The organism is Leekyejoonella antrihumi, from assembly GCF_007845645.1.
GTDB classification, from domain to species: Bacteria; Actinomycetota; Actinomycetes; order Actinomycetales; family Dermatophilaceae; genus Leekyejoonella; species Leekyejoonella antrihumi.
Map to the genome: position 1 here is coordinate 12,281 of NZ_VCQV01000019.1, position 25,799 is coordinate 38,079.

The following is a 25,799-nucleotide window of genomic DNA, read 5'->3' on the forward strand; positions in this document are numbered from 1 at the left end:
GCGAGGCTACGGGCGCCAGCGGCGGTGGCGGGTGCCTTGTTCACCTTCGCGGATCAGCTGCAGCCGCGGCTTCGGACCGTCGGTGCGGCCGGTCTGCGGCTTACGGCGACCCGCCCGCCACGGCATCGGCCACACGGCTCCGGGACCGTCGTAGTCCTGCTCGATCGCCGCATGCAGCGTCCAGTTCGGCTCATAAAGGTGCACGCGACCGAGCGCGCACAGATCGGCGCGGCCGGCCATCAGCAGCGAGTTCACGTCGTCGTAGGAGGAGATCACCCCGACCGCGATGGTCGGCACCCCGAGCCGGTTGCGGATCGCGTCGGCATACGGCGTCTGATAGCTGCGGCCGAATGCGGGTCGCTCGTCCGAGGTGACCTGCCCCGTCGATACGTCGATCGCCGCGGCACCTGCATCAACAAACGCTCGCGCCACCTCCAGCGCGTCGTCCAGGCTCTGTCCGTCCGACACCCAGTCGGTCGCCGAGATCCGCACTGTCATCGGGCGATCCGCTGGCCACACCTCCTGCATCGCCCGGAACACCTCCAGCGGATACCGCAGCCGGGCGTGCACATCCCCGCCGAGCTCGTCGGTGCGCTTGTTCGTCACCGGTGACAAGAACCCGGAGAGCAGGTAGCCGTGCGCACAGTGCAGCTCGAGCACGTCGAAGCCGGCCCGCGCCGACCGCCGAGCTGCGTTCACGAACTCCTCCCGTATGCCGTCCAGCTCAGACCGCGTCAGCTCTCGCGGCACCTGGTTCACACCTTCGCGATACGGCACGGGCGAGGCCGCTGCAACCTGCCAGTTGTCAGCATCCAGAGGCTGGTCGATGCCCTCCCACATCAGCTTGGTCGAGCCCTTCGCACCCGAGTGACCCAGCTGTATGCCGATCCGCGCCGAGGATGACGCGTGCACGAAGTCCACCACCCGCGCCCAGCTGTCCCGCTGGGCGTCCGCCCACATCCCCGTGCATCCCGGGGTGATGCGCCCTCCGGGAGAGGTGCACACCATCTCGGTCATCACCAGGCCGGCGCCTCCCAGCGCCTTGCCGCCCAGGTGGACCAGATGGAAGTCCCCCGGCAGCCCGTCGGTCGCGACGTACTGGTCCATCGGCGAGACGATCACCCGGTTGTTCAGCTGCATCCCCTCGCCGGATCGGGTGCGCAGCGTCACCGGCGTAAACATCGGCGGCGCAATCTCATCGGCGCCGACGTGCTGCGCGAACCACTCGTCACACCGTGCCACGAACTCCGGATCACGCACCCGCAGGTTGTCATAGGTCACCCGCCGCGACCGGGTCATGATGTTGAACGCGAACTGGATCGGGTCCTGCTCGACATATTGCCCCAGGTGCTCGAACCACTCCAGGCTGGCCTGCGCCGCGCGCTGGGTCGACTCGACGACGGGCTTGCGCTCCGCCTCATAGGTGACCAGTGCTTCATCAACACTGACCGACTCGTGCAGGCAGGCCGCAAGTGACAGGGCGTCCTCCATCGCGAGCTTGGTGCCCGAGCCGATCGAGAAGTGCGCGGTGTGCGCGGCGTCCCCCAGGATCACCACGTTCTCGTGCCGCCAGGTCTGGTTGCGCACCGTGGCAAAGCTGATCCACCGCGAGTTGTTGGCGATCACCTCGTGCCCGTCGAGCACGTCGGCGAACAGCTCCTTGATCATCGCGATCGACTTCTCGTCCGACTCCCCCGGCGCGAACTCCCGGTCGGCGAACGCGTCGAAGCCGGCCGCCCGCCATACCTGCGAGGCCATCTCGACGATGAAGGTGGATCCCGTCGCGTCGAAGGGGTATCCGTGGATCTGCATCACCCCGGCCGGCGTCTGCGCGATGTAGAACTTGAACGCGTCGAAGACCTTGTCGGTCGCCAGCCACATGTATCTGCAGTCGCGAACGTCGATGGCGGGGCCAAACGTGTCGGCGTAGCGGGCGCGCACGGCGGAGTTCACCCCATCCGCGGCCACCACCAGGTCGTGGCTGGCCGACAGCTCCTCGACGTCCGGCGCCTGCGTCTGGAAGTGCACGGTGACCCCGAGCTGCGCGCACCGCTCCTGGAGGATCTGCAGCAGCCGCTTGCGCGACATCGCGGCGAACCCATGTCCGCCACTGGTGATCACCTGGCCCTTGAAGTGCACATCGATGTCGTCCCAGACCGCGAACTCCCGCTGCATCTGGTCGTATACAGCCTGATCGGCATGCTCGATGCCGCCCTGGGTCTCGTCGCTGAAGACCACCCCGAAGCCGAATGTGTCGTCCGCTGCATTGCGCTCCCACACGGTGATGTCGTGCGAGGTGCCGCCCTGCTGGGCGAGCTGCTGGGCCAGGGCCGCGAAGTAGAGCCCACCGGGGCCGCCGCCGATCACTGCGATACGCATACTCAAAATATAGCGCCTTCTTGACGGTCGTAGTCAAGACGCAATAGGTTGGGTTCGTGACTGGGACCAGCAACGCCTACGCCCTGACGCCGTCGCAACGCGACTACATCGAGCACGTGCGACGCGTCGCGCGGGAGCACCTGCTCGACATTCCGGCGGTGCACGGCGGCGTCAACCGGCCGTTGATCCGTGCGCTCGGCGAGCACGGGCTGCTACGCGGCCTGTTCGGCGGGCGCCCCGACGAGCCCGCCCAGGATGCGGCCGCGCTGCAGCTGTGCCTGCTGCGCGAGACCCTTGCCACCGTCACCACCGAGGCCGAGACTGCGCTGGCTCTGCAGGGACTGGGGTCCTACCCGATCCTGCAGTCCGGCTCCGCCCAGGTCGTCGAGCGCTGGATCCCCGGCGTGATCGACGGCTCGGTCGTCGCTGCCTTTGCGCTGTCCGAGGCAGACGCCGGCTCGGATGCCGCGGCACTCTCGCTGGAAGCCCGCCCCACCGATGGCGGGTGGCAGCTGCACGGCGAGAAGTGCTGGATCTCCAACGCTCCCGAGGCCGACGTCTACACGGTCTTCGCGCGGACCACCCCCGGTGCAGGCTCCCGCGGTGTCACCGCCTTCGTGGTGCCGGGCGACGCTCCCGGCCTGACCGGTGAGTCTCTCGACATGGTCGCGCCACACGCCCTGGGCACCTTGACCTTCGACGACGTGCGAGTCACCACCGAGGACGTCCTCGGCGAGGTGGATGCCGGATTCCGCGTGGCCATGCGCACTCTCGACCTTTTCCGACCGAGTGTGGGCGCCTTCACCGTCGGCATGGCCCAGGCCGCACTCGACGCCGCCGTGCGGTGGTCCTGCACCCGACAGGTCTATGGCGACCGCCTCGTCGCACAGCAGTCCGTCGCGCACACGCTGGCCGAGATGGCGACCCGCATCGAGGGCAGTCGGCTGCTCGTGCGCGCCGCCGCCACCGCGTACGACAGTGGTGCACCGCGCGAGCAGATCACCAGCGCCGCCGCCATGGCCAAGCTCTTCGCCACCGAGTCCGCCCAGTGGGTCGTCGACCAGTCCGTGCAGCTGCACGGTGCCCGCGGCCTGCAAAAGGGCCACCTGCTCGAACGCCTCTACCGCGAGGTGCGCGCCCCGCGCATCTACGAGGGAGCCTCCGAGGTGCAGCGCACCATCATCGGCCGCGGCCTGATCCGGGCGTATGACGCGCGCCCACCGCACGCCGAGGGAGCCACGGGCGGGCCTCCCCCGGACGCGGCCCGACGGGTCGGCTGGCACACCGCATACAGCCCCGACCAGGGCGCCACCTCACATCACCGGGAGCAGCACTCATGACGCGCTATCGAGGTTCGGTCCCACTGACCAGCGACTGGCAGCACTTCCGGTTCGAGGTCGCCGACGGCGTCGGCACGGTCACCCTGAACCGGCCCGAAAAGATGAACCCGCTGACGTTCGAAAGCTATGCGGACCTGCGGGACCTGCTGCACGAGCTGCCGCACCACGACGACGTGAAGGTCCTCGTGATCCGCGGCGAGGGTCGCGGGTTCTGCGGCGGAGGCGACGTCAACGAGATCATCGGTGAGCTGATCAAGATGGACGCGCACGACCTGATGGGCTTCACCAAGATGACCGGTGACACCATCCGCGCGATGCGCGAGTGCCCGGTGCCGATCATCGCCGGGATCCAGGGCATCGCCGCGGGCGCCGGGTCGGTGCTCGCGATCGCGTCCGACTTCCGAGTCTGCACTGCCCGTGCGAAGTTCGCGTTCCTCTTCACCAAAGTCGGCCTCTCCGGGGGCGACATGGGGGCCGCCTACCTGCTGCCCCGGCTGGTCGGCTACGGCCGCGCCACGCAGCTGCTGATGCTCGGCGACACGATCGACGCACAGACCGCCGACCGCTACGGGCTCGTGTCACAGCTGGTGGGCGAGGACGAGCTGGACGACGCCTGCGAGGCGCTGGCCCGCCGACTCGCGGACGGCCCGACGATGGCCTACGCACAGACCAAGTCGCTGATCACCCGCGAGCTGGACATGCCGATCGGATCCGCGATGGAGCTCGACGCGATGACGCAAGCGCTGCTGATGACCAGCGCCGACCACAGCGAGTTCCACGCGGCGTTCAACGAGAAGCGCGACCCACGCTGGACCGGCCGATGACCTCGCGAATCGCCCTGGTGACCGGTGCCTCTGCCGGGATCGGCGCATCATGTGCAGCCGCGCTCAGCGCCGCCGGGCATCGAGTCGCGCTGATGGCCCGCGGCGAGTCAGCACTCCAAACGGTCGCAGCCACGCTTCCGGGCCAGACGCTGGTCGTGCCCGGTGATGTCACCTCGCGCGATTCGGTGGAGGCCACCTTCGCGCAGGTCGAGCAGCACTGGGGCCCCGTCGAGGTGCTGGTGCACTGCGCCGGCAGCGGCGCGTCGAAACCACTGGTGGACACCAGCGACGACCAGTGGCAGCAGATGCTCGACCTCAACCTCACGGCGCCGTTCCGCTGCCTACGCCGAGCCCTCCCGGGTATGACGAGTGCGGGCTTCGGTCGCATCGTGGTCGTGGCGAGCGTGGTGGCCAAGCGGGGAGAGTCCCGCGTGGCGGCATACACCGCCAGCAAGCACGGCGCGCTCGGGCTCGTGCGCGCCGCCGCCGCGGAGGTGGCCCGGACCGGCGTGACGGTCAACGCGGTGTGCCCCGGATACGTCGACACCCCGATGACCGAGTCGACCATCTCGGCCATCGCCTCGCGCAAGGACATCTCGCACGAGCAGGCCCGCGAGCTGCTCGGATGCCGCCAGCCGATCGGGCGCCTGGTGACCCCGGACGAGGTGGCAGACGCGGTCATGCTGTGCGTCGGCTCCGGCGCGATCACCGGCCAGGGCATCAACGTCGACGGAGGAGCCGTGCAGTCCTGAAACTCCACGAAACTTTCCACCTCAAGCGGGCGGCACCGCCCGGCTCTGCAGGCTACGCTCGACATTTGGAGAGGATCCGGTCATGAACAGCCCACGAAGTGCTCACCCCACACGCTCCGCTCAATCCTTCGGGAGGTTCCCGTCATGAAGTCACAGAAGCACGTGCTGCGCGCGGACCCTCCATCGCTGGCGGCCGCGCAAGGCTTTTCGCACGCGGTGCTGGCCTTTGGCACGACCGTGTTCCTCGGCGGCCAGACCGGCATGGCCGCCGACGGCTCGATCGTCGAGGGCGGCGTCGTGCCGCAGTTCGAGCAGGCGCTCACGAATCTGCTCACCGCCCTGGCCGAGACGGGCGGGACACCGGCCGACCTGGTGAACCTCACGATCTACATCGTCGACATGGACGACTATCAGGCACACAGCCGTGAGATCCGGGGGGTGTGGAAGCGTCTGGTGGGCAACGACTACCCCGCCATGGCAGGCATCGGTGTCTCCCGACTCTGGGATGTGGAGGCGGTGGTCGAGCTGCAGGGGTCTGCGGCGCTGGCCAACGTCGCCGGTCGAGCCATCTGAGCGCACAGCGCGCCGCTGAACCGGCACCCGAATCAAGGGTCTCCGGTCAACTCACGGAGCCGGCCAGACTCGCTCTCCACCGACCCAGGTCTCACGGACCGCGACGGTGCCGAGGTGCTCAGCGGGCACGGTCAGCGGGTTCGCACTCAGCACCACGAAGTCCGCGAGCTTGCCGGTCACCAGTTGGCCTTTCGTGGCCTCCTCTGCCGTGGAGTATGCCGCGCCTGTCGTGTACAGCCCGAGCGCCTCGCGTGCGCTGATCCGCTGGCTGAGGCCGAAGTCGGCACCGTGCGGGTCCTGCCGGGTGACACAACTGCGCATACCGAAGAGCGGCTCGAACGGACCGCAGGGGTAGTCGGACGACCCGGCGACGGCGATGCCTTCGTCCAGCATGGCGCGATGCGCGAACATTCGCTCCGTCCGCTCGTCTCCGTAGAAGGCGCGCAGCTTGTCACCGTGCGCCAGCACGTAGTTCGCAAACGGGACGGTCACGACGCCGAGGGCCCTGGTGCGGCCGAGCAGGTCGGCTGTCATGACGCTCGCGTGCTCGATGCGGTGCCTCGGGCCAGACCGATCCCCGGCCCGCTGCGCGGCTTCGATCGCGTCCAGGGCCCAGGAGATCGCCCGGTCTCCGTTCGCATGCACACAGGCACGCCACCCCGCGTCGTGGATGTCCCGCACCACGTCGTCGAGCTCCGCCTTCGACATCCGCGCGATGCCCGGCTCGGCCCCTCCGGCCGCCGGCTCCTCGAGCAGGCAGGTCCCGCCGTTGACGGCCCCGTCGACGAAAGTCTTGACGCCCGCCAGCCGGAGCCGGTCCGTGGCGGACGCACCGCCTTGGCCGACCGACTGGAAGTAGTCGAGGTGGTCATAGGCCGCCAACCCGTTGACCCTGATCGGCAGGCGACCGTCGTGCGCGAGCGTGCTCAGCAACCGCCAGCCGGGCGGACCCAGGAGCGCGTCGGTGACCGACGTGATTCCTGCGGCAGCGAGCCGCCGCAGGAACGCGCAGAATGCGTCGGCCAGATCCTCTTCCCGCGGCGTCGGCACGATCGTGTCGGCGCGGGTGAACGCCGGGAACGCGAGATCATAGAGCGCCTGGTCGTGCGCGACACCGGTCAGCCTGCCCGACTCGTCCGCTCCGAGCTGCCCGCCGGGGCGGGCGTCGTCCTCCGATGACCAACCGGCCAGCTGCATGCCCCTGGAGTTCACGACGCCGGCATGCAGCGTGACGTGCACGACCAGCACCGGATGCTCCGGACAGGCCGCGTCCAGCTCGTCCCGGGTCAGGTCACGTCCGCCATTGCTGCGGAACTGGTCGTACCCGAAGCCGACGATCCACTGCCCGGTCGGCACAGATGCCGCGCGCTCACGCAGTGCCGCGACGACCGCCTCCGTGTCCGGCGCGCCCGCAGGCGACAGATCGACCTGCAGGGACTGCTCCGCACAGATCGTCGGATGCTGGTGGGCATCATTGAAGCCCGGCGTGATGCAGCAATCGCCGAAGTCGTAGACCTGCGCTGCCGGGAACCGTTCCCGCACCTCCGCCAACGTGCCCGTCGCGACGATCCACTCGCCACGGCATACGAATGCCCCGGGCGACTGATGGGTCATCGTGACGATCCGTCGTGCTGTGACGATCCGCTCGGTGCCAGGTCCAGCCATGCCGATGTCCCTCCCGTGTGGGCTCACGTTCACGAGCCGAGGGCCGGGGAACAGCCCACGGCCTCAACAACGGTATCCCCTCCCCATCCCGAATCTGGTTGGTACTTCCGTGGGAGGAGCCGCGGGTGGCCGCGGAGGATCAGCCGGACGGGACTCGCTCCTGGATGACGAGCCCGGCATGCGCGAGCGCAGCCGGACGCAATCGCCCATCGAGCTCGGCAAACAGCTGCGCCGCTTCGATGCCCGGCCAGTCCTTGGGCAGATACGCCAGCGGCAGGCCCGGGTCGAGGTAGGGCAGCCGGCGCCACGCGGTCAGCATCGGCATGTAGGTCGCGAATGCCGCGGCACCATCACCCTCCGCGGGCTCCTCCTTCCAGCGCACCGACCGATACGTATGGCAGAACTGCGCATACAGCCCCGCCAGCTCATCGAGGTCCCACCACTCGCGCATCCGCGCGGCCACGTCGCCGGACCCCAGATAGTCGCCTCGGAAGAACTCGGTGTAGGCCGCGAGGCCGGCTCGTTCGAGCGCGGCGAACGTCTCGTCGTAGACCGTGCCCGGCGCGATCCACACGCCGGAGGATGCGGTGCCGAACCCGAGCCGGGTGAGCAACGACCGCAGCGCATGTCGCTTGGCCCGCTCCGACTCGGGCACCGAGAAGACGACCACCAGCCAGCCGTCCTCCGCGGTGGCACGGGGCCGCGCCCAGATTCGCAGGTCGCCGGCCTCCAGCAGCTCGACAGCGCTCGGCGCCAATACATAGCCCGCCTGCCCGTCCCGGCGCTGCGCCTCGAGCACGCCGCGCTTCTTCAGCCGGGACACCGACGAGCGCACCGCCGCCGAGTCGACGTCGAGCTCGGTCATCAGCGCGATGAGGGCGCGCACCGAAAGCCAGTTGCCCGCCGAGCGCGCATAGAGACCGAAGAGCGAGAGGATGAGCTGCCGGGGCGGAGTTTCCACGGGCCTAGTCTGGCGTGCGCAGTCGGAAGCGTTGCAACTTGCCCGTCGCCGTGCGAGGCAGGGCGTTGACGAACTCGATCGCCCGCGGATACTTGTAGGGCGCGATCTGCTGCTTCACGAAGTCCTGGAGCTCCTTGGCGGTCAGCGGTTCGACGCCGGCCGCGAGCACGACATACGCCTTGACGATCGACCCGCGCGCCTCGTCGGGGACACCGATCACCCCGCACTCGGCGACGCCGGGGTGGCGCAGCAGCGCCTCCTCGACCTCCGGGGCGGCGATGTTGTAGCCGGACGAGACGATCATGTCGTCGCTGCGCGCGTGATACCAGAAGTAGCCGTCCTCGTCCTGGGTGAAGGTGTCGCCGGTGATGTTCCAGCCGTCCTGCACGTAGGCCAGCTGCCGCGGGTCGTCCAGGTAGCGGCACCCCGTCGGCCCCTTGACCGCGAGCCGCCCCTGGGCGCCGGCGGGCACGGGTTGGCCCAACCCGTCGACGATCCGGGCCTGGTAGCCCGGCACCGCTCGCCCCGTCGACCCGGGCCGGATGTCGGCGCCGGAGGCCGACACGAAGATGTGCAGCATCTCCGTCGCGCCGATGCCGTCGATCAGCTCGACCCCGGTCAGGTCGCGAAACTCCTGCCAGGTCGCCTGCGGCAGGTGCTCCCCCGCCGAGACGCCCTTCGTCAGTGTCGGCAGCTTGCGCTGGGCGTGGATCATCGCCTTGTACGCGGTGGGGGCCGTGAAGCAGATCGTCGCGCCGTACTCGTCGATCAGGTCTGCCAGCTGCAGCGGAGTCGCCTTCTCCACCAGCACGGTTGAGGCGCCGACGTGCAGCGGGAAGAGCAGGTCCCCGCCGAGCCCGAAGGTGAACGCATACGGCGGCGTGCCGATGAAGATGTCGTCCGCGGTCGGCTGCAGGACATACCGCGAGAACGTGTCGCAGTTCGCCATCACGTCGCGGTGGAAGTGCATGGTGGCCTTCGGCCTGCCGGTGGTGCCGGAGGTGAACGCCAACAGGGCGACATCGTCGCGGGATGTCCGCACATGGTCGAACCGAGCCGCGGTCCGGTCCATTCGGGCCGCCCACTGCGAGTCGCCGTAGGCGAGCGTGCGGATGTCCGGCGGCATCCCCTCCAGGTAGCGGTGATCCACCAGCGCAGCGTCCAGGTGGGCGATCTCGTCGATGGTGCGCAGCTCCCCCTCGCGCAGCAGCGCCATCGTGGTGACGACGACCGCGCCGGCCTTCAGCGCGCCGAACCAGGCGGCGGTGAGCCACTGGCTGTTGGGGCCGCGCAGCAGCACCCGGTTGCCCGGCACGATCTGCAGGTCGTCCACGAGCACCCGGGCGACGCGGTTCGCGTGGGCGTCCAGCTCCGCATACGTCCAAGTGGCGCTGCCGGGCTGGTGCAGGCAGGGTCGATCGGGATGCTGCGTCGCCGTCTCCAGAAGGGCCGCGGCGCAGTTGAGCCGCTCGGGGTAATGCAACTCGGGCAGGTCGAAGACCAGCTCGGGCCACTGGTCGACCGGCGGCAGGTGGTCGCGGCAGAAGGTGTCGACGTGCACAGAGGGCAGCAGCTCCATTCCGCCACGTTATTGCCAGATTGTTACGATCGTCAAGACCACACGATACTTAATCCCTGTCGAGATGTGCACCGTGTCAGCCGGCGGCAGGCCATGATAGGAACGTTGCGCTCACATCGAAGGAGGTGCCATGACCCGAACCCGATCGACGTTCATCGACCTGCTCCAGCGGCCGCAGGGCTACACGTCCGGCCCCGAGGTCGTCGATGAGCTGCGCCGCGTCGTCGCATCCGGCGCCGTGCCACCGGGCAGCACCATCCCCCTGGACGAGGTCGCGGAGTTCTTCCAGCTGTCCCGCATCCCGGTCCGCGAGGCGCTCAAGACCCTCGTCGGCGAGGGTCTGCTCGAGCACCAGCCGCGCCTCGGCTACACCGTCACCTCGCTGTCGTCCGAGGAGCTCAACGAGCTGTATCTCGTGCGCGGCGCCCTCGAGGCGGCGGCGCTGGACGTCGCCGTCCGCCGTGCCACCGAACGCGACGACCGCAGAGTCCAGGAGGCGCACGACCGCCTGACCCACGCCGTCTCCGAAGGTGACACGGGCGAGTTTCAGCGCAGCAGCCGCGCGTTTCACGAGGCCATGCTCCAGCCGTGCCGTATGCCGCGACTCCTGCACATGCTCGACGTCGCCTGGAACATCACCGAACCCGTCCAGACCATGGTCCACGTCAGCGACAACGATCGCAGCGGCATGCACCACGAGCACGCGGCCCTCCTGGACGCCTACCTGGCCCGCGATGCCGAGACGCTGCATACCCTCGCGGCGGAGCACCACCAGCACCTCATGCGGTCGCTGACCGCACTCGGCGACTGACGCAGCCAGGTTCCCGCACTGCGTGCCCGTCCCGCATATATCCGGGTATACAGCGCTTAATCCTTCCGTCGTCCAAACCGCGGTCCTAGCGTGTGACCTACCTCTCACCCGCAGCGCGGACCGCCGCCAACCCATCCACGGCCTGCACTGCCCCGCCGCCAACGTCGAGGACGCCATGACCAGCACACCGTCCATCCCGCACAACAACTTCACCGGACCTCCACCGAGCGAACCCGCCGCCATACCGAGCGCCGGTGTCGACCTGACGACGCCCGGCCATCCTGGCCTACCCGGCCCGGATCGCCCGCAGGAGATCCCCGACCACCTGAGCAAGACCGCGCTCATCAAGCCGGGCTACGACCCGCGCCTGACCAACGAGGACCTGGCGCCGCTGATCGACCAGAACTGGTCCTGGTACAACATCTTCGCGTTCTGGATGTCCGACGTGCACAGCGTCGGCGGATACGTCACCGCCGGCAGCCTCTTCGCCCTCGGGCTGACCAGCTGGCAGGTCTTCGTCTGCCTGATCATCGGCATCACCATCGTGCTGTTCTTCGCCAACCTGATCGCCAAGCCGAGCCAGCGCGCCGGTGTGCCGTATCCGGTGATCTGCCGCAGCGTGTTCGGCGTCATGGGCGCCAACATTCCCGCGATCATCCGAGGCCTCATCGCGGTGGCCTGGTACGGCATACAGACGTATCTCGCCTCCGCCGCGCTCGACATCCTGGTCGTGCGGCTCTGGCCCTCACTCGCGCCCTACGGCGTGACCAGCAACCACGGACTGTTCGGACTGTCCTATCTGGGCTATGGCACGTTCGCGCTGCTGTGGGTCGCCCAGGCGGCCGTGTTCTGGACAGGCATGAAGACGATCCGCAAGTTCATCGACTTTGCCGGCCCCGCCGTGTATGTCGTGATGATCGCCTTGTGCGTCTACCTCATGGTCAAGGCGCACGGCAACATCAGCCTGAACCTGTCCAGCGGCGGCCTCGGCGACGCCTCGGTGATCGGCACCATGTGCGCGGCGACCGCGCTGGTCGTCTCCTACTTCTCCGGCCCGATGCTGAACTTCGGTGACTTCTCCCGCTACGCAAGGTCATTCAAGGATGTGAAGAAGGGCAACTTCTGGGGCCTGCCGGTAAACTTCCTCTTCTTCTCGATCCTGACGGTGCTCACCGCCTCCGCCACGATCCCGGTCTACGGCAAGCTGATCACCGACCCGGTCGCGACCGTCGGCCACATCGACAACACGTTCGCCATCGTCCTGGCGGCGCTGACCTTCACGACGGCGACCATCGGCATCAACATTGTTGCGAACTTCGTCTCGCCGGCGTTCGACTTCTCCAATGTGAACCCGCAGAAGATCAGCTGGCGCACCGGCGGCATGATCGCCGCGGTCTGCTCGGTGCTGCTGACCCCGTGGAACCTCTACAAGAACCCGGAGATGATCCACTACACGCTGGACACCCTCGGTGCGTTCATCGGCCCGCTGTTCGGTGTGCTGCTCGCGCACTTCTACATCGTGCACCGCCAGAAGGTCTGTGTGGACGACCTGTTCACCCTTGAGCCGTCCGGCGCCTACCACTACCACAAGGGCTACAACCCGTCCGCCATCATCGCCACGGCCATCGCGGCCGCCTGCTCACTGGCGTGTGTCTTTCTCCCGGTGATCAAGGCCGCGGACGACTACAGCTGGTTCGTCGGCTGCGGCATCGGCCTCCTGGCGTATGCCGTGCTCGCACCACGCATGGGCGTCTCCGAGGAGCGGCAGCTGACCGGCAAGGAGGTCCGCGTATGAGTGAGATCCGGATCACCGTCATCAACCCGAACACCACGGAGTCGATGACCGAGCTGATCGCCGAGTCCGCCCAGGCTGCAGCGGCGCCGGGGACGGTCATCAACGGTCGCACGCCCTCGATGGGGCCGGCGTCCATCGAAAGCCACTACGACGAGGCGCTGTCAGTGCCGGGTGTGCTGCAGGTGATTGCGCAGGATCCGGCAGCGGACGCGTTCGTGCTGGCGTGCTTCGGTGATCCCGGCCTCGACGCCGCCCGCGAGCTGGCGACCGTGCCGGTGCTCGGCATCGCGGAGGCCGCGATGAAGGCCGCGACCCTGCTCGGTCGGTCGTTCAGCGTGGTGACCACGGTCGGTCGCACCGTCGGGCGGGCCTGGGATCTCACTCGGATCTACGGCCTGGAACGGCAGTGTGCCGGCATCCACGCGTGTGAGATCCCGGTGCTCGCACTCGAGCAGGATCCCGAGCACAGCTATCGGACGATCCTTGCCTCCGCTGCCCAGGCGCTGGAGTCCGACGGCAGCGACGTGATCGTGCTCGGTTGCGCCGGGATGGCAGACCTGCCCAGTCGACTCGCGACCAAGCTCGGTGTGCCGGTCATCGACGGAGTTGCCGCTGCGACGGTGCTCGCGGAAGGATTGGTGCGACTCGGCATACGCCCGAGCGATCACGACGAGCTCGCCCCTCCCCCGCCGAAGACCTACACCGGCCTCCTGCACGACTTCGGCATCTGAGGCACCTGAGTCCCGCCGACTTGCAGTGGATGCGCCCGCTGTAGCCGACGCATCCACTGCAACGCCGCGTGCGGCGGGCGAGTTCAGCCGCGGCCCTCGAACGGCATTCCGGCGGCCAGGATCGTCATCGACGGCACGCTCACCCCCAACGGCAGGCGCGCCATCTGCACAACGGCGTCGGCGGCATACGCCGCGTCGAACGTCGGCTCGGGGTGGATGCTGCCATCGGCCTGGCGCACGCCCTTGCCGAACTGCGCCGTCATCTCGGTCGCGGCATTGCCGATGTCGAGCTGCCCGCAGGTGATGTCGTAGGGGCGTCCGTCCAGCGAAAGCGACTTCGTGAGACCGGTGACGGCGTGTTTGCTCGCGGTGTATGCCGCGCTGCCGGGTCGCGGGGAGTGCGCCGACACGGAGCCGTTGTTGATGATCCGCCCACCCCTCGGGTCCTGAGCCTTCATGATCCGGAACGCTTCTCGTGCGCACAGGAACGATCCGGTGAGATTCACGGCCACGGTGTGCCGCCACGCATCGGCGGTGATCTCGTCCGGGTCGCCGGTAGGCCCGAACTCCCCCGCATTGTTGACGAGCACGTCCACCCGACCCCAGGTCTCCAGGACGGCGCGAAACGCCTCGGCGACCGACGCCTCCTCGGTGACATCGCACCGCACCGGTCGAGCGCGCTCTTCCTCGCCGGCCGCCTCCTGGAGCGTGGCCATCGTCCGGCCCAGGAGGGCGACGCGAAAACCGTCCCGCAGCAGGGCGTGGGCGAACGCACGGCCCAGTCCCCGGCCTGCGCCGGTGACAACGGCTACGCGCCCGCTAGAGGTCACGCTTCCAGGGTTCATGTCCGGGGCCTCCGCAACGCATCGAAGGGAGCCCCCGTGCGGAGAACTTGGTGAGGAAAGGTCATGCTTCCCCGCGCACGATCAGCTTGCCCTGCGGGTCCGCGTCGATGTCGATCGTCCGGCCCCGCAGGATCGTCTTGCGCACGACGCCGGACAGGGTGCGGCCGGCATACGGGGTGATCGCGTTCTTGTGATGCAGCGCCTTGACGTCGACCACGAAGGTCTCGTCGGGCGCGAAGACCGCGAAGTCGGCGTCCTGGCCGACCTCGATGCGGCCCTTGCGCTGTAGGCGGGTCTGCCGGGCCGGTGCCTGCGACATCCACCGGGAAACGTCGGTCAGGTCGAACCCGCGCTCACGTGCCTGTGTCCAGATCGCGGCCAGACCGAGCTGCAATGACGAGATGCCACCCCACGCGGTGCCGAAGTCACCGGTCTCCAGATTCTTCAGGTCGATCGTGGACGGCGAGTGGTCCGAAACGATCTGGTCGATCGTGCCATCTCTCAGGCCTTCCCAGAGGGCGTCACGGTTGTCGGACTCACGGATCGGTGGGCAGCACTTGAACTGGGTGGCGCCGTCCGGGATGTCCTCCGCCGTGAAGGACAGGTAGTGCGGGCACGTCTCGGTGGAGATCTGCACGCCCTCCTTGCGGGCGGCCGCGATCATCGGCAGCGCGTCCGAGCTCGAGACGTGCAGGATGTGCACCCGGCACCCCGTGCGTCGAGCGCCTTCGATCACGTGCTTGATGGCGAGGTTCTCGGCCTCACGAGGACGCGAGGTCAGGAAGTCGCGGTAGTGCGTTCCGCCGTGCTGCGGAGCCCCGTCGATCGAGTGGCTGTCCTCGGCGTGCACGATCAGCAGCCCGTCGAACGACTGGATCTCGCGCATCGCGGCCTCGACCTCGTCGGGCGTCAGCGGCGGGAACTCGTCGACACCCGAGTGCAGCAGGAAGCACTTGAACCCGAAGACACCCTGCTCGTGCAGTGGACGCAGGTCGGGCACGTTGCCCGGCACAGCGCCGCCCCAGAACCCCACGTCGATGAAGGCCTGGTCGACCGCCACCTTGCGCTTGATCTCCAGTGCGTCGACGGTCACCGTGGGGGGAATGCTGTTGAGCGGCATGTCGATCAGGGTCGTCACCCCACCGGCCGCGGCCGCCCGAGTGGCACTGGTGAAGCCCTCCCAGTCGGTGCGACCCGGGTCATTGACGTGCACGTGGGAATCGACGACGCCCGGCAGCAGCACCTCGTCGTCGGCAAGGTCGATCACCTGAGGCGCGGTCAGATCCGCCCCCTGCGGCTCGACCACGGTGATGACGCCGCCCTTCACGCCGATCGTGGCGCCGCGCTCCCCGCCGGGCAGCACTCCCCGCGCCGCCCGGATCACCAGGTCGAGATCAGTCATGGTCGTGTCTCCTGTCCTGCCGGCACCTGCTCCGGCCGGCTGCGCGCCGTGTCATCGGTCAGTCTTGCACTCACGTCGTCGTGGGCGACCACGTGCGTCCGCTGGCGTCCCAGTCCGGTCACTTCGAGCTCGACCACATCGCCGGCGCGCAAGTAGGGCGCAGGCGATGCATGGTGTCCGGCAACCCCGCCGGGCGTGCCGGTGAGCACCAGATCTCCCGGGTGCAGAGTCATGTGCCGGCTGACGTAGGCCAGCAGCTCACCCACCCCGAACGTCATCTGCGCGGTGCTACCGGCCTGTCGACGCTCACCGTTGACCCAGAGCTCGATGCGCAGGTCCTGCAGGTCACCGACCTCGTCCGGACTGACCAGCCACGGCCCGATCGGGCAGAACGTGTCATGACACTTGCCCTTGGCCCAGGTCGGCCCGGAGGCGGCGTGCTCACGCTCCGTCACGTCGTCGGCAGCCACCAGGCCGGCGATCGACCTCAGCGCCTGATCCGGATCGTCGCACAGGCGCAGCGGCGCCCCGATGACGACTCCGAGCTCGGCCTCCCAGTCGGTCTGCGTGCTGCCGGACGGGATCCGGATCACGTCGGTGGGACCGACGACACTGCTGCTCGCCTTCAGGAAGACGATCGGCTCGCTCGGCACGGCCACACCGGCCCTGGCCGCATGGTCCGCATAGTTGAGCCCGATTCCGACGACGTTGCCCGGTCGGGCAATCGGCGCACCGAGCCGCCCCGGCTCGAGAGTAGGCAGCGTGTCCGCCTCAAGTGCCGATCTCACGTCGGCTGCCCAGTCGCCGGCGAGGAATGCAGCGTCGATGTCTGCCGTCAGCGGGCTCAGGTCGCGCAGCACACCGGCCCCATCGATCACACCGGGCCGCTCAGAGCCCGGGGCGCCGACGCGCACGAGCCTCATGACTCGCCGCCGGCGCTGATGCCGGTGGGGTAGAAGTCGGGCTCGTCGAGCCGGTAGGTGTGAACGGCGTCGGCCACGCGGACCGGGTCGATCTCACCGCGCGTCGCGAGCTGCTGCAGCACGGCGACCGTGATGGACTCGGCGTCGACCCCGAAGTGCCGCCGGAGGGCGAACCGGGTGTCGGAGCAGCCGAACCCGTCCGTGCCGAGCGAGGTCCAGTCCCCCGGCACCCACGGCTGGATCTGGTCGGGCACGGCCCGCATCCAGTCACTGACGGCCACGAAGGGGCCCTCGGCACCGGTCAGCGCACTCGTCACGTAGGGCACCCGCGGCGTGTCGCTCGGGTGCACGAGGTTCCAGCTGTCGCACTCCAGGGCCTCGCGGCGCAGCTCGGTCCATGCGGGCGCGGACCACACGTCGACCGAAATGCCCCAGTCGTCGGCCAGCAGCTGCTGAGCACGCAGCGCCCACGGCACGGCAACACCGGAGGCCAGCACCTGCGCCCGCGGGGCGCTGTCATCGAGCTTCGGCGCCTCGGCATACCGGTAGAGACCCTTGAGCAGCCCTGCCACATCAAGGTTCTCGGGCTCAGGCGGCTGCTGGTAGGGCTCGTTGTAGACCGTCAGGTAGTACCAGATGTTCTCGGGCGCATCGCCATACATTCGACGCAGGGCATCACGGGTGATGTGCGCAATCTCGAATGCATACGCCGGGTCGTAGGCCACACAGGCCGGGTTCGTCGCGGCGAGCAGCAGCGAGTGGCCGTCCTCGTGCTGCAGGCCCTCACCGTTCAGGGTGGTGCGGCCGGCCGTGGCGCCCACCACGAAGCCCCTGGCCATCTGGTCCGACATCGCCCAGAAGGCGTCACCGGTGCGCTGCAGTCCGAACATCGAGTAGAAGATGTAGACCGGGATGGTGATCTCGCCGTGAGTGGCGTAGGACGTGCCGGCGGCGGTGAACGATGCCACGGATCCGGCCTCGTTGATCCCCTCGTGGAGGATCTGGCCCGACGTGGACTCCTTCCACGAGAGCAGCAGCGCCCGGTCCACGGACTCGTAGGACTGCCCGTGCGGCGAGTAGATCTTCGCGGACGAGAAGAGTGGGTCGAGCCCAAAGGTGCGACCCTCATCCGGCACGATCGGCACGAACCGCGCTCCGATCTCCTTGTCGCGGATCAGGTCCTTGAGCTGGCGGACGAAGGCCATCGTCGTGGCGACCGACTGCTTGCCCGATCCCCTTCGCAGCCCGGCGTAGGCCTGCTCACCGGGCAGGGTGAGCGGCGTCGTCTCGACGCGCCGCTCGGGCACGAACCCACCCAGCTCCCTGCGTCGTTCGAGCAGGTAGGACAGCTCGGGTGAACCGGCGCCTGGGTGGTAGTACGGCGGCAGGCCGTCCGCCATACCCGACTCGATCTCCAGGTCGCTGATCGGCAGCTGCAGCCGGGTCCGGAAGAGCTTCAGGTCATCGGTGCTCATCTTCTTCATCTGGTGATTGGCCATGCGCGACGCCATGGAGTGCGGCAGCGTCCAGCCCTTCACCGTGTGCGCGAGGACGACGGTGGGCTGACCGGCGTGCTCGACCGCCGCCTGATAGGCCGCAAAGATCTTGCGGTAGTCGTGCCCGCCGCGCGGGAGTCGCTCCAGCTCAGCATCCGACATGTCCTTGACGAGCTCGAGCAGGCGCGGGTCCTGCCCGAAGAAGTGCTCGCGGATATACGATCCCGGCTCCGTCGCGTAGGTCTGGAACTGGCCGTCGGGGGTGTTGTTCATCGCCTCGACCAGCACGCCGTCGCGATCCGCCGCGAGCAGCTTGTCCCACTCCCGGCCCCAGACCACCTTGATGACATGCCAGCCCGCCCCACGGAAGACCGACTCGAGCTCCTGCATGATCTTGCCGTTGCCGCGGACCGGGCCGTCCAGCCGCTGCAGGTTGCAGTTGATGACGAAGGTGAGGTTGTCCAGCTCCTCGCGCGCGGCCAGGCCGATCACACCGAGCGACTCGGGCTCGTCCATCTCGCCGTCACCGAGGAAGGCCCACACCTGCTGGTTGCTGGTGTCCTTGACACCGCGCGCGTGCAGATAGCGGTTGAACCGAGCCTGGTAGATGGCGTTCAACGGGCCGAGCCCCATGGAAACCGTGGGGAACTCCCAGAAGTCGGGCATCAGCCGCGGATGCGGGTAGGACGGCAGCGCACCCTGTGCAGCGTGCGACAGCTCCTGGCGGAACCCGTCCAGTTGGTCGGTGCTGAGGCGACCTTCGAGGTAGGCCCGCGCGTAGATCCCGGGTGACGCGTGCCCCTGGATGAAGACCTGGTCGCCGCCGCCCGGGTGGTCCTTGCCGCGGAAGAAGTGGTTGAAGCCGACCTCGTAGAGCGACGCCGCGGACTGATAGGTCGCGATGTGGCCGCCGACGCCCACGTCCGGGCGGTTCGCGCGGGTGACCATGACGGCGGCGTTCCAGCGGACGATGCGCCGAATCTTGCGCTCGATGTCCTCGTCCCCGGGGAACCACGGCTCCCCCTCCGTCGAGATGGAGTTCACGTAGTCGGTGCTGCGCAGTGCCGGCACACCGACGCGCAGCGCGCGAGCCTCCTGGAGCATCTTGAGCATCAGGAACCTGGCCCGGTATGGACCCTGTGCCGCGACGACGCCGCGCAGCGAGTCCACCCACTCTCGGGTCTCGGCAGGGTCGACGTCGGGCAGCTGGCTGGGCAGTCCGTCGGAGATGACGGGACGGTCGTGAGCGGTCAGGCTCATGTGCATTCCTTCTTACTCTAAGTGGCCGGCGGCGATGGTCTCACCGAGTCGTGCGAGGAGGTCTTCGCCCTGGGTCATGCACTTCTCGACGTCGGGCTCGATGTCGGTCAAGGCGTAAACCGCCTCTATCCCTGCGGAGCGAGTTTGCGCCGACGGCAGGGTGATTCGGCCGCAGACGGCCACGACCGGCACCCCGGCGGCGCGCGCGGCATCGGCAACACCGGCTGGCGCCTTGCCGTGCAAGGTCTGCTCGTCGAGGGAACCCTCACCGGTGATCACCAAGTCGGCGCCGCCGAGATGCTGGTGGAATCCCACCAGCTCGAGGACCAGGTCGATACCCGGCCGCAGGTGCGCGTCAAGGAGCGCCACGGCCGCAAAGCCGACACCCCCGGCGGCTCCGGCGCCGGGGCTGTCGCGCTTGTCCTCCCCGGTGGCCTCGGCCACGCGGTCGGCCAGGTGCGCGAGAGCTACGTCGAGCACGGCTACGTCCCGATCGGTCGCCCCCTTCTGCGGGCCGTAGACCGCTGCGGCACCGCGTGGTCCGGTGAGCGGGTTGTCCACGTCACACGCCACGGTGAGGCTCACTCCGCGCATACGTTCACGCAGCCCGCCGAGTTCGACGGTGACGAGGGAGGCCAGGTGCGCACCTCCGGCACCGAGGTCCGCTCCGTCGGCATCGAGCAGTCGGGCGCCGAGCGCCTGGATCATGCCGGCTCCACCGTCAGTGCTGGCGCTGCCCCCGATGCCGAGGACGATCTGGGTGCAGCCGGCGTCCACCGCGGCTGCGATGACTTCGCCGGTGCCCCGGCTGGTGGCGGTGCCCGGGTGCAGCACGCCACCCGGCAGCCGCACGAGACCGGACACATCGGCCAGCTCGACGACGGCGGTGTCGCCATTGCGAGCGTATGCCGTGTGGACCGGTTCGCCGGTCGGGCCGGCCGCGACGACCGGGACCTCGGTGTAACCGGCGGCAACCGCGGCGGCGATCGTGCCGTCTCCACCGTCGGCGACGGGGACCGACACCACCACGGCGTCGGGCAGCCGCCGCAGCAGCCCCACCCTCACCGCAGCGCAGACCTGCGCCGCGGTGAGGGTGCCCTTGAACTTATCCGAGGCGATGAGGACCGACGTCATTGCAGCGGTGTCAGTCCAACAGGGCGATCGCGGTCGGGGCGTCCTCGCCGCGAGCGGCGAGGTCCTCGAACTCGACCACGTTGTCGATCTCGGTCCCCATCGACACGTTGGTCACGCGCTCCAGGATGACCTCGACCACGACGGGGACCCGGAACTCGACGATCATCTTCTTCGCCTGCTCCAGCGCGGGGAGGATCTCGTCCGGCTCGGAGACCCGGATGGCCTTGCAGCCCAGCCCTTCCGCGACCTTGACGTGGTCCACGCCGTAGCCGTTCATCTCGGGTGAGTTGATGTTGTCGAAGGACAGCTGCACGCAGTAGTCCATGTCGAACCCGCGCTGTGACTGGCGGATCAGGCCGAGGTAGGCGTTGTTGACCAGCACGTGGATGTACGGGATGTTGAACTGCGCACCGACGGCGAGCTCCTCGATCAGGAACTGGAAGTCATAGTCACCCGACAGCGCGACCACCGTCGACTCCGGATCCGCCGTTGCCACACCGAGAGTGGCGGGCACCGTCCAGCCCAGCGGACCGGCCTGCCCGGCGTTGATCCAGTGCCGTGGCTTGTAGACGTGCAGCAGCTGGGCGGCCTGGATCTGGGACAGGCCGATGGTCGACACGTAACGGGTGTCGGGGCCGAAGGCCTTGTTCATCTCCTGGTAGACGCGCTGCGGCTTGACCGGGACCTGGTCGTAGGACGTCTTGCGCTGCAAGGTCGCCTTGCGCTCCTGGCACGAGGTGACCCACGCGCTCCGGTCGGCGAGCCTACCGGCAGCCTTCCACTCCTTGGCGACCTCGACGAAGACCTTCAGGGCCTCCTTCGCGTCGGAGACGATGCCGTAGTCCGGCGCGAAGACGTGACCGATCTGGGTCGGCTCGATGTCGACGTGCACGAACTTGCGGTCCTTGGTGTAGGTGTCGACGCCGCCGGTGTGCCGGTTGGCCCACCGGTTGCCGATGCCGATCACGAAGTCCGAGGCGAGCAGCGTCGCATTGCCGTAACGGTGCGAGGTCTGCAGGCCGACCATGCCGGCGGTCAGCGGGTGGTCGTCCGGGATGGTGCCCCAGCCCATCAGGGTCGGCACCACCGGCACCCCGAGGGTCTCGGCGAACTCGATCAGCAGATCGGACGCGTCGGCGGTGATGACCCCGCCACCCGACACGATCAGCGGCCGCTCGGAGTCGTTCAGGATCGTGAGGGCCTTCTCGACCTGGGCGCGCGTGGCGGTCGGCTTGCTCACCGGAAGCGGCTCGTAGGTGTCGATGTCGAACTCGATCTCGGCCAGCTGCACATCGATCGGCAGATCGATCAGCACCGGTCCGGGACGGCCCGACCGCATCAGGTGGAACGCCTTCTGGAAGGTGCCGGGCACCTGAGCGGGCTCCATCACGGTGACCGACCACTTGGTGACCGGGCGAGCGATGGACTCGATGTCGACGGCCTGGAAGTCCTCCTTGTGCAGCTTGCTCACCGGCGCCTGGCCGGTGATGGCCAGGATCGGGATCGAGTCCCCGATCGCGGAGTACAGGCCCGTCAGCATGTCGGTGCCCGCCGGCCCGGAGGTGCCGAGACACACCCCGATGTTGCCCGCCCGGGCGCGGGTGTAGCCCTCGGCCATGTGCGAGGCGGCCTCGACGTGGCGGGCGAGCACGTGCTTGATCCCACCGTGCTTCCTCATGGCGCTGTAGAGCGGATTGATCGCCGCACCCGGCAGGCCGAACGTCTGCGTCGCGCCTTCCTTCTCCATGATGAGAACCGCGGCATCGACTGAGCGCATACGGGTCATGACTTTGTCCTTGTCTGAGCTGTTTTAAAAAAGATGGGTGGGTCAGTCGCTCTTGCGACCGGACAGGCGCTCGACGCCGCGCAGCAGACCGGAGTGATCCAGCCCGCCGTCGCCGACGGCCTTCGCGGATGCCATGAGCTGGGCGACCAGTGAGCCGAGAGGCACCACGACACCGGCCTCGCGGGCCGCGGCGGTGACAATGCCCATGTCCTTGTGGTGCAGCTCGATCCGGAATCCGGGCTCGAACGACCGGGAGAGCATGTTCTCCTTCTTCTGGTCCAGCACCTTGGATCCGGCGAGGCCGCCGCCGAGGACCTCGAGCGCGGCCTTGGTGTCCACGCCATACGCCTCGAGGAAGATCACGGCCTCCGAGAGCGCCTGGATGTTGGCGGCGACGATGAGCTGGTTGGCGGCCTTCACCGTCTGCCCGGATCCGCTGGGTCCGACGTGCACGACGGTCTTGCCGACCGCGTCGAAGACGTCCTTGGCCTCCGCGAAGTCCTTCGCGTCCCCGCCGACCATGATCGACAGAGCCGCGTTCACCGCGCCCGCCTGGCCGCCGGAGACCGGTGCGTCCAGCAGCCGGAAGCCCTTCTCCTGCGCCTGCTTTGCCAGCTCGACCGTCACATCGGGGCGGATGCTGGAGAAGTCGATGATCAGTGCGCCCTGCTTGGCGCTGTCGAAGACACCGCCCTCACCGGCGAGCACATCCTGCACGTCGGGTGAGTCCGGCACCATCACCGCGATGATGTCGGCGTCCTTGACTGCCTCCGCGCTCGAGCCGGCCGAGGTGCCACCGGCGTCGATGAGCGGCTTGACCCGGTCCGGGTTGGGGTTGTAGCCGACCACGTCGTGGCCGGCCTTGACCAGGTTGACGGACATCGGGCTGCCCATGATCCCGAGTCCGATGAAGGCGATCTTGCTCATAACTGGTTCTCCTTGGTCGTATTCGGGTCAGGCGCGGCTGCCGCGACGGTCGCGGGCCACCCAGTCGAAGCTGTCGGCGGAGGCGCCGCTGGGCTTGTACTCCAGGCCGACCCAGCCGGCATACCCGCCCTGCTCGAGAGCGGTCAGCTGCTGGTCGATCGGCAGGGACCCGGTGCCCGGCTCGTGGCGGCCCGGGTCGTCGGCGATCTGCACGTGTGCGGTGCGGTCCACCTGGTCCGCGATGACCTTGTCGACGTCGTCCCCGTTGACCGCGAGGTGGTAGAGGTCGGCGAGCAGCCCCAGGTTGTCGGCGCCGGACGCCTGCTGCACCCGGTCGATCACGCCGAGCGCGTCGGCCGCGGTGAGCAGCGGGTAGGCGGGCGAGCCGCTGACCGGCTCGATGAGCACGATGCCGCCGATGCGGGCTGCTCCCTGCGCTGCGCGCACCAGGTTCTCGGTCCCGAGCTCGTCCTGCGCCGCGGGGTCGCCGCCGTCGAGTCGGTTGCCGTAGAGCGCGTTGAACGCCTTGCAGCCCAACTGGTCGCCGATGCCGACGGTGGCGTCGATGTTGTCGCGGAACTCGGCTTCGCGCCCGGTCCAGGACACCAGACCGCGGTCGCCGGCGGCCATGTTGCCGGCGAAGAAGTTCAGCCCGACGAGGTCCACTCCGGCGTCACGGATGGCGCTGACGAATGCCGTCGCCTCCTTGTCGCTGGGCACGGCCTCGGCGAACGGCCACCAGTACTCCACCGCGTCGAACCCGGCTGCCTTCACAGCCGCCGGGCGCTCCAGCAACGGCAGCTCGGTGAAAAGAATCGAGGCGTTGACCTCGTATCGGAGGGAGTGGCTCATCCTGGCCTCTTTCGTATTGCGGAAAATTCTTTTTGGACTATGGAAATAGCGTAGATGCAGAGCCGTGCGACGTCAACCCCGCACCTTACGTAACCCGTTGCGCTTCAACGGATTTACGGATCAAGTGGGTTACTGTCCAGTAGAGGAAGATTTCGGCAGGTCGGCGAGCGGCTCGCCACCTGCCGCGAACGGCACAGGCGCACACCGCCGGGTGTCGGTCGGTGTGCGCCTGTGCAGACATCGCGCGAGCTACGTGTCCAACGACCGCAGTGACTGCGCGCGCCCATCGTCGACGCTCTCGGACGCCCCTTCGCCGGCATGCCGGGGCCGGCGACGGGCAACGCGCTCCGACACCGGGATGTCGTCCTCGAGGGATTCCCCGAACTTGGCGACCCGATCCTCACGCTCCGAGAAGACCGAGGCACCCGGCTTGTTGCCGAACTTGAACTCGTTGAAGAACAGGTTCAGCACCACGGCGCTCACCGCTGCCGCGCTGATCCCCGAGCCCATGATCACGCCGAACCAGTCCGGGAACTTGTCCCAGAAGGTCGGCATCGCGATCGGGATGACCCCCAGGCCGAACGCCACCGCGATGATCACCATGTTGAGGCTGTCCTTGTAGTCCACGCGCGCCAGGGTGCGAATGCCGCTGGCCGTGACGGAACCGAACAGGATGATCCCGGCACCACCCAGGACGGGCAACGGAATACCCGCGACGACCGCTCCGACCACCGGCAGCAGGCCGAGCACGACCAGCACACCACCACCGGCCGCGACCGCGAACCGGCTCTTGATCCCGGTGAGGGCGACCAGACCGACGTTCTGGGCGAAGGCACTGGCCGGGAAGCTGCCGAACAGCGGCGCCACGGTGGTTGCCGCCATGTCCGCCCGCAGACCGGCCGCCACGCGCTTGTCATCGACCTTGGTCTCGACGATCTCGCCGACCGCCAGGATGTCGGCCGTGGTCTCGGTCATGATCACGAGGACCACGATGACCATGGAGACGATGGCGCCGACCTGAAAGGTGGGCGAGCCGAAGTGCAGGATCTGCGGAGGCGCGATGATCTTGGCACTGGACACCCCGGAGAAGTCGGTGTGCCCGGTGATTGCGGCGATCGCGGTCCCGACGATCATGCCGATCAGGATCGACAGCCTCGAGATCGCGCCCTGGAACATCCGACTGATCACCACGATGATCAGCAGGGTGAGCCCGGCGAACCCGATGTTGGTCGGCGAACCGAAGTCCTTGGCCGTCGAGTTTCCGCCCATGCACCAGGTGAACGCCGTCGGCATCAAGGATGCGCCGATCACCGTGATGATCGACCCGGTCACCACTGCCGGGAAGAAGCGCACGATCTTCGCGAAGAAGGTCGACGCGATCACGCCGAAGATTCCGGCCACGATGACTGCACCGAATACCGGCCGCAGCCCGTCCTTGCTGGCAATGGCCACCATGGTCGAGACGCTCGCGAACGAGACGCCCTGCACGAGTGGCAGCCGGCTGCCGACCGGGCCGATACCGAGCGTCTGCAGCAGCGTGGCCAGCCCGCTGATGAACAGCCCGGCCGTGACGAGCAGCGCGATGTCGCTCGGTTTCAGGTGGGCGGCGCCACCGACGATCAGAGGTGGGGCGATCACTCCGCCATACATGGTGAGAATGTGCTGGGTGCCGTAGGTCAGCAGCTCACCCGGACCGTACATCTTGTCCTCGGGCCGGCCACTGTACTTCGGGTTACCCCCGCGTCGTAGGAGTTTCACGGCGCC

At 68.3% G+C, this 25,799-nt stretch carries 20 protein-coding genes; 7 read left to right on the plus strand and 13 right to left on the minus strand.

Annotated features, from left to right (window positions below; genetic code table 11):
• Positions 1-6 precede the first annotated feature (6 nt).
• Positions 7-2,379, minus strand: a complete 2,373-nt coding sequence (locus FGL98_RS13695) for a bifunctional salicylyl-CoA 5-hydroxylase/oxidoreductase (RefSeq protein ID WP_146317360.1) — start codon at positions 2,377-2,379, stop codon at positions 7-9.
• A 56-nt stretch (positions 2,380-2,435) separates the two neighbouring features.
• Between FGL98_RS13695 and FGL98_RS13700 the strand changes: the two genes are divergently transcribed.
• The 4 genes from FGL98_RS13700 (at position 2,436) to FGL98_RS13715 (ending at position 5,868) form a co-directional block, all read left to right on the plus strand.
• The gene (locus FGL98_RS13700; protein WP_146317362.1) at positions 2,436-3,719 is read left to right on the plus strand and encodes an acyl-CoA dehydrogenase family protein; all 1,284 of its coding nucleotides are present in this window, start codon (positions 2,436-2,438) and stop codon (positions 3,717-3,719) included.
• Positions 3,716-4,543, plus strand: coding sequence for an enoyl-CoA hydratase family protein (locus FGL98_RS13705; protein ID WP_146317364.1), 828 nt, complete (start codon positions 3,716-3,718; stop codon positions 4,541-4,543). The genes FGL98_RS13700 and FGL98_RS13705 overlap by 4 nt, the downstream gene beginning before the upstream one ends.
• Positions 4,540-5,295, plus strand: a complete 756-nt coding sequence (locus FGL98_RS13710; protein WP_146317366.1) for an SDR family NAD(P)-dependent oxidoreductase — start codon at positions 4,540-4,542, stop codon at positions 5,293-5,295. The genes FGL98_RS13705 and FGL98_RS13710 overlap by 4 nt, the downstream gene beginning before the upstream one ends.
• Positions 5,296-5,439: 144 nt before the next feature.
• Positions 5,440-5,868, plus strand: a complete 429-nt coding sequence (locus FGL98_RS13715) for a RidA family protein (RefSeq protein ID WP_146317368.1) — start codon at positions 5,440-5,442, stop codon at positions 5,866-5,868.
• 51 nt (positions 5,869-5,919) lie between these two features.
• Here the strand turns inward: FGL98_RS13715 and FGL98_RS13720 are convergent, their stop codons facing one another.
• From FGL98_RS13720 to FGL98_RS13730, 3 genes are all read right to left on the minus strand, one after another.
• Positions 5,920-7,533: an amidohydrolase gene (locus tag FGL98_RS13720; protein WP_146317370.1), complete on the minus strand. Its 1,614-nt coding sequence runs from the start codon at positions 7,531-7,533 to the stop codon at positions 5,920-5,922.
• Between the two features lie 139 nt (positions 7,534-7,672).
• On the minus strand, positions 7,673-8,494 hold the full coding sequence (locus tag FGL98_RS13725; RefSeq protein WP_146317372.1) for a PaaX family transcriptional regulator: 822 nt from the start codon (positions 8,492-8,494) through the stop codon (positions 7,673-7,675).
• A 4-nt stretch (positions 8,495-8,498) separates the two neighbouring features.
• Positions 8,499-10,073: an AMP-binding protein gene (locus FGL98_RS13730; protein WP_146317374.1), complete on the minus strand. Its 1,575-nt coding sequence runs from the start codon at positions 10,071-10,073 to the stop codon at positions 8,499-8,501.
• A 130-nt stretch (positions 10,074-10,203) separates the two neighbouring features.
• Here FGL98_RS13730 and FGL98_RS13735 point away from each other — a divergent pair, with 130 nt between their 5' ends.
• From FGL98_RS13735 to FGL98_RS13745, 3 genes are all read left to right on the plus strand, one after another.
• Positions 10,204-10,884 (plus strand): GntR family transcriptional regulator, encoded by a 681-nt coding sequence (locus tag FGL98_RS13735; RefSeq protein WP_146317376.1) that lies wholly within the window; start codon positions 10,204-10,206, stop codon positions 10,882-10,884.
• 175 nt (positions 10,885-11,059) lie between these two features.
• Positions 11,060-12,679, plus strand: coding sequence for an NCS1 family nucleobase:cation symporter-1 (locus FGL98_RS13740; protein WP_146317378.1), 1,620 nt, complete (start codon positions 11,060-11,062; stop codon positions 12,677-12,679).
• Positions 12,676-13,410 (plus strand): aspartate/glutamate racemase family protein, encoded by a 735-nt coding sequence (locus FGL98_RS13745; RefSeq protein WP_186526170.1) that lies wholly within the window; start codon positions 12,676-12,678, stop codon positions 13,408-13,410. The genes FGL98_RS13740 and FGL98_RS13745 overlap by 4 nt, the downstream gene beginning before the upstream one ends.
• 83 nt (positions 13,411-13,493) lie before the next feature.
• Here the strand turns inward: FGL98_RS13745 and FGL98_RS13750 are convergent, their stop codons facing one another.
• The 9 genes from FGL98_RS13750 to FGL98_RS13790 form a co-directional block, all read right to left on the minus strand.
• Positions 13,494-14,255 carry an SDR family oxidoreductase gene (locus tag FGL98_RS13750; RefSeq protein WP_146317380.1) on the minus strand — a complete coding sequence of 254 codons (762 nt, stop codon included), beginning with the start codon at positions 14,253-14,255 and terminating at the stop codon, positions 13,494-13,496.
• A gap of 61 nt (positions 14,256-14,316) precedes the next feature.
• Complete coding sequence (allB, locus tag FGL98_RS13755) at positions 14,317-15,657, minus strand: allantoinase AllB (RefSeq protein ID WP_146317382.1); 1,341 nt, start codon at positions 15,655-15,657, stop codon at positions 14,317-14,319.
• Entirely contained in the window at positions 15,654-16,580 is a 927-nt protein-coding gene (locus FGL98_RS13760) for a fumarylacetoacetate hydrolase family protein (protein ID WP_146317384.1), read from the minus strand. The genes allB and FGL98_RS13760 overlap by 4 nt, the downstream gene beginning before the upstream one ends.
• Positions 16,577-19,336: a pyruvate dehydrogenase (acetyl-transferring), homodimeric type gene (gene aceE / locus FGL98_RS13765; RefSeq protein WP_146317386.1), complete on the minus strand. Its 2,760-nt coding sequence runs from the start codon at positions 19,334-19,336 to the stop codon at positions 16,577-16,579. The genes FGL98_RS13760 and aceE overlap by 4 nt, the downstream gene beginning before the upstream one ends.
• A gap of 12 nt (positions 19,337-19,348) precedes the next feature.
• Positions 19,349-20,470 (minus strand): glycerate kinase, encoded by a 1,122-nt coding sequence (locus FGL98_RS13770; RefSeq protein WP_146317388.1) that lies wholly within the window; start codon positions 20,468-20,470, stop codon positions 19,349-19,351.
• A gap of 10 nt (positions 20,471-20,480) precedes the next feature.
• Entirely contained in the window at positions 20,481-22,256 is a 1,776-nt protein-coding gene (gene gcl, locus FGL98_RS13775) for a glyoxylate carboligase (protein WP_146317390.1), read from the minus strand.
• A 42-nt stretch (positions 22,257-22,298) separates the two neighbouring features.
• Positions 22,299-23,183 (minus strand): 2-hydroxy-3-oxopropionate reductase, encoded by an 885-nt coding sequence (locus FGL98_RS13780; protein ID WP_146317392.1) that lies wholly within the window; start codon positions 23,181-23,183, stop codon positions 22,299-22,301.
• Positions 23,184-23,210: 27 nt separating this feature from the next.
• On the minus strand, positions 23,211-24,035 hold the full coding sequence (locus tag FGL98_RS13785; RefSeq protein ID WP_146317394.1) for a hydroxypyruvate isomerase family protein: 825 nt from the start codon (positions 24,033-24,035) through the stop codon (positions 23,211-23,213).
• A gap of 249 nt (positions 24,036-24,284) precedes the next feature.
• Positions 24,285-25,793 carry a nucleobase:cation symporter-2 family protein gene (locus FGL98_RS13790; protein WP_246136544.1) on the minus strand — a complete coding sequence of 503 codons (1,509 nt, stop codon included), beginning with the start codon at positions 25,791-25,793 and terminating at the stop codon, positions 24,285-24,287.
• Positions 25,794-25,799 lie beyond the last annotated feature (6 nt).

Bases quoted from the DNA above. Each gene is read 5' to 3' on its own strand.
- aceE (WP_146317386.1), bottom strand. From the start codon at position 19,336: ATGAGCCTGACCGCTCACGACCGTCCCGTCATCTCCGACGGACTGCCC.
- allB (WP_146317382.1), bottom strand. From the start codon at position 15,657: ATGACTGATCTCGACCTGGTGATCCGGGCGGCGCGGGGAGTGCTGCCC.
- FGL98_RS13720 (WP_146317370.1), bottom strand. From the start codon at position 7,533: ATGGCTGGACCTGGCACCGAGCGGATCGTCACAGCACGACGGATCGTC.
- FGL98_RS13740 (WP_146317378.1), top strand. From the start codon at position 11,060: ATGACCAGCACACCGTCCATCCCGCACAACAACTTCACCGGACCTCCA.
- FGL98_RS13770 (WP_146317388.1), bottom strand. From the start codon at position 20,470: ATGACGTCGGTCCTCATCGCCTCGGATAAGTTCAAGGGCACCCTCACC.
- FGL98_RS13695 (WP_146317360.1), bottom strand. From the start codon at position 2,379: ATGCGTATCGCAGTGATCGGCGGCGGCCCCGGTGGGCTCTACTTCGCG.
- gcl (WP_146317390.1), bottom strand. From the start codon at position 22,256: ATGACCCGTATGCGCTCAGTCGATGCCGCGGTTCTCATCATGGAGAAG.
- FGL98_RS13780 (WP_146317392.1), bottom strand. From the start codon at position 23,183: ATGAGCAAGATCGCCTTCATCGGACTCGGGATCATGGGCAGCCCGATG.
- FGL98_RS13710 (WP_146317366.1), top strand. From the start codon at position 4,540: ATGACCTCGCGAATCGCCCTGGTGACCGGTGCCTCTGCCGGGATCGGC.
- FGL98_RS13705 (WP_146317364.1), top strand. From the start codon at position 3,716: ATGACGCGCTATCGAGGTTCGGTCCCACTGACCAGCGACTGGCAGCAC.
- FGL98_RS13760 (WP_146317384.1), bottom strand. From the start codon at position 16,580: ATGAGGCTCGTGCGCGTCGGCGCCCCGGGCTCTGAGCGGCCCGGTGTG.
- FGL98_RS13730 (WP_146317374.1), bottom strand. From the start codon at position 10,073: ATGGAGCTGCTGCCCTCTGTGCACGTCGACACCTTCTGCCGCGACCAC.
- FGL98_RS13715 (WP_146317368.1), top strand. From the start codon at position 5,440: ATGAAGTCACAGAAGCACGTGCTGCGCGCGGACCCTCCATCGCTGGCG.
- FGL98_RS13745 (WP_186526170.1), top strand. From the start codon at position 12,676: ATGAGTGAGATCCGGATCACCGTCATCAACCCGAACACCACGGAGTCG.
- FGL98_RS13750 (WP_146317380.1), bottom strand. From the start codon at position 14,255: ATGAACCCTGGAAGCGTGACCTCTAGCGGGCGCGTAGCCGTTGTCACC.
- FGL98_RS13735 (WP_146317376.1), top strand. From the start codon at position 10,204: ATGACCCGAACCCGATCGACGTTCATCGACCTGCTCCAGCGGCCGCAG.
- FGL98_RS13785 (WP_146317394.1), bottom strand. From the start codon at position 24,035: ATGAGCCACTCCCTCCGATACGAGGTCAACGCCTCGATTCTTTTCACC.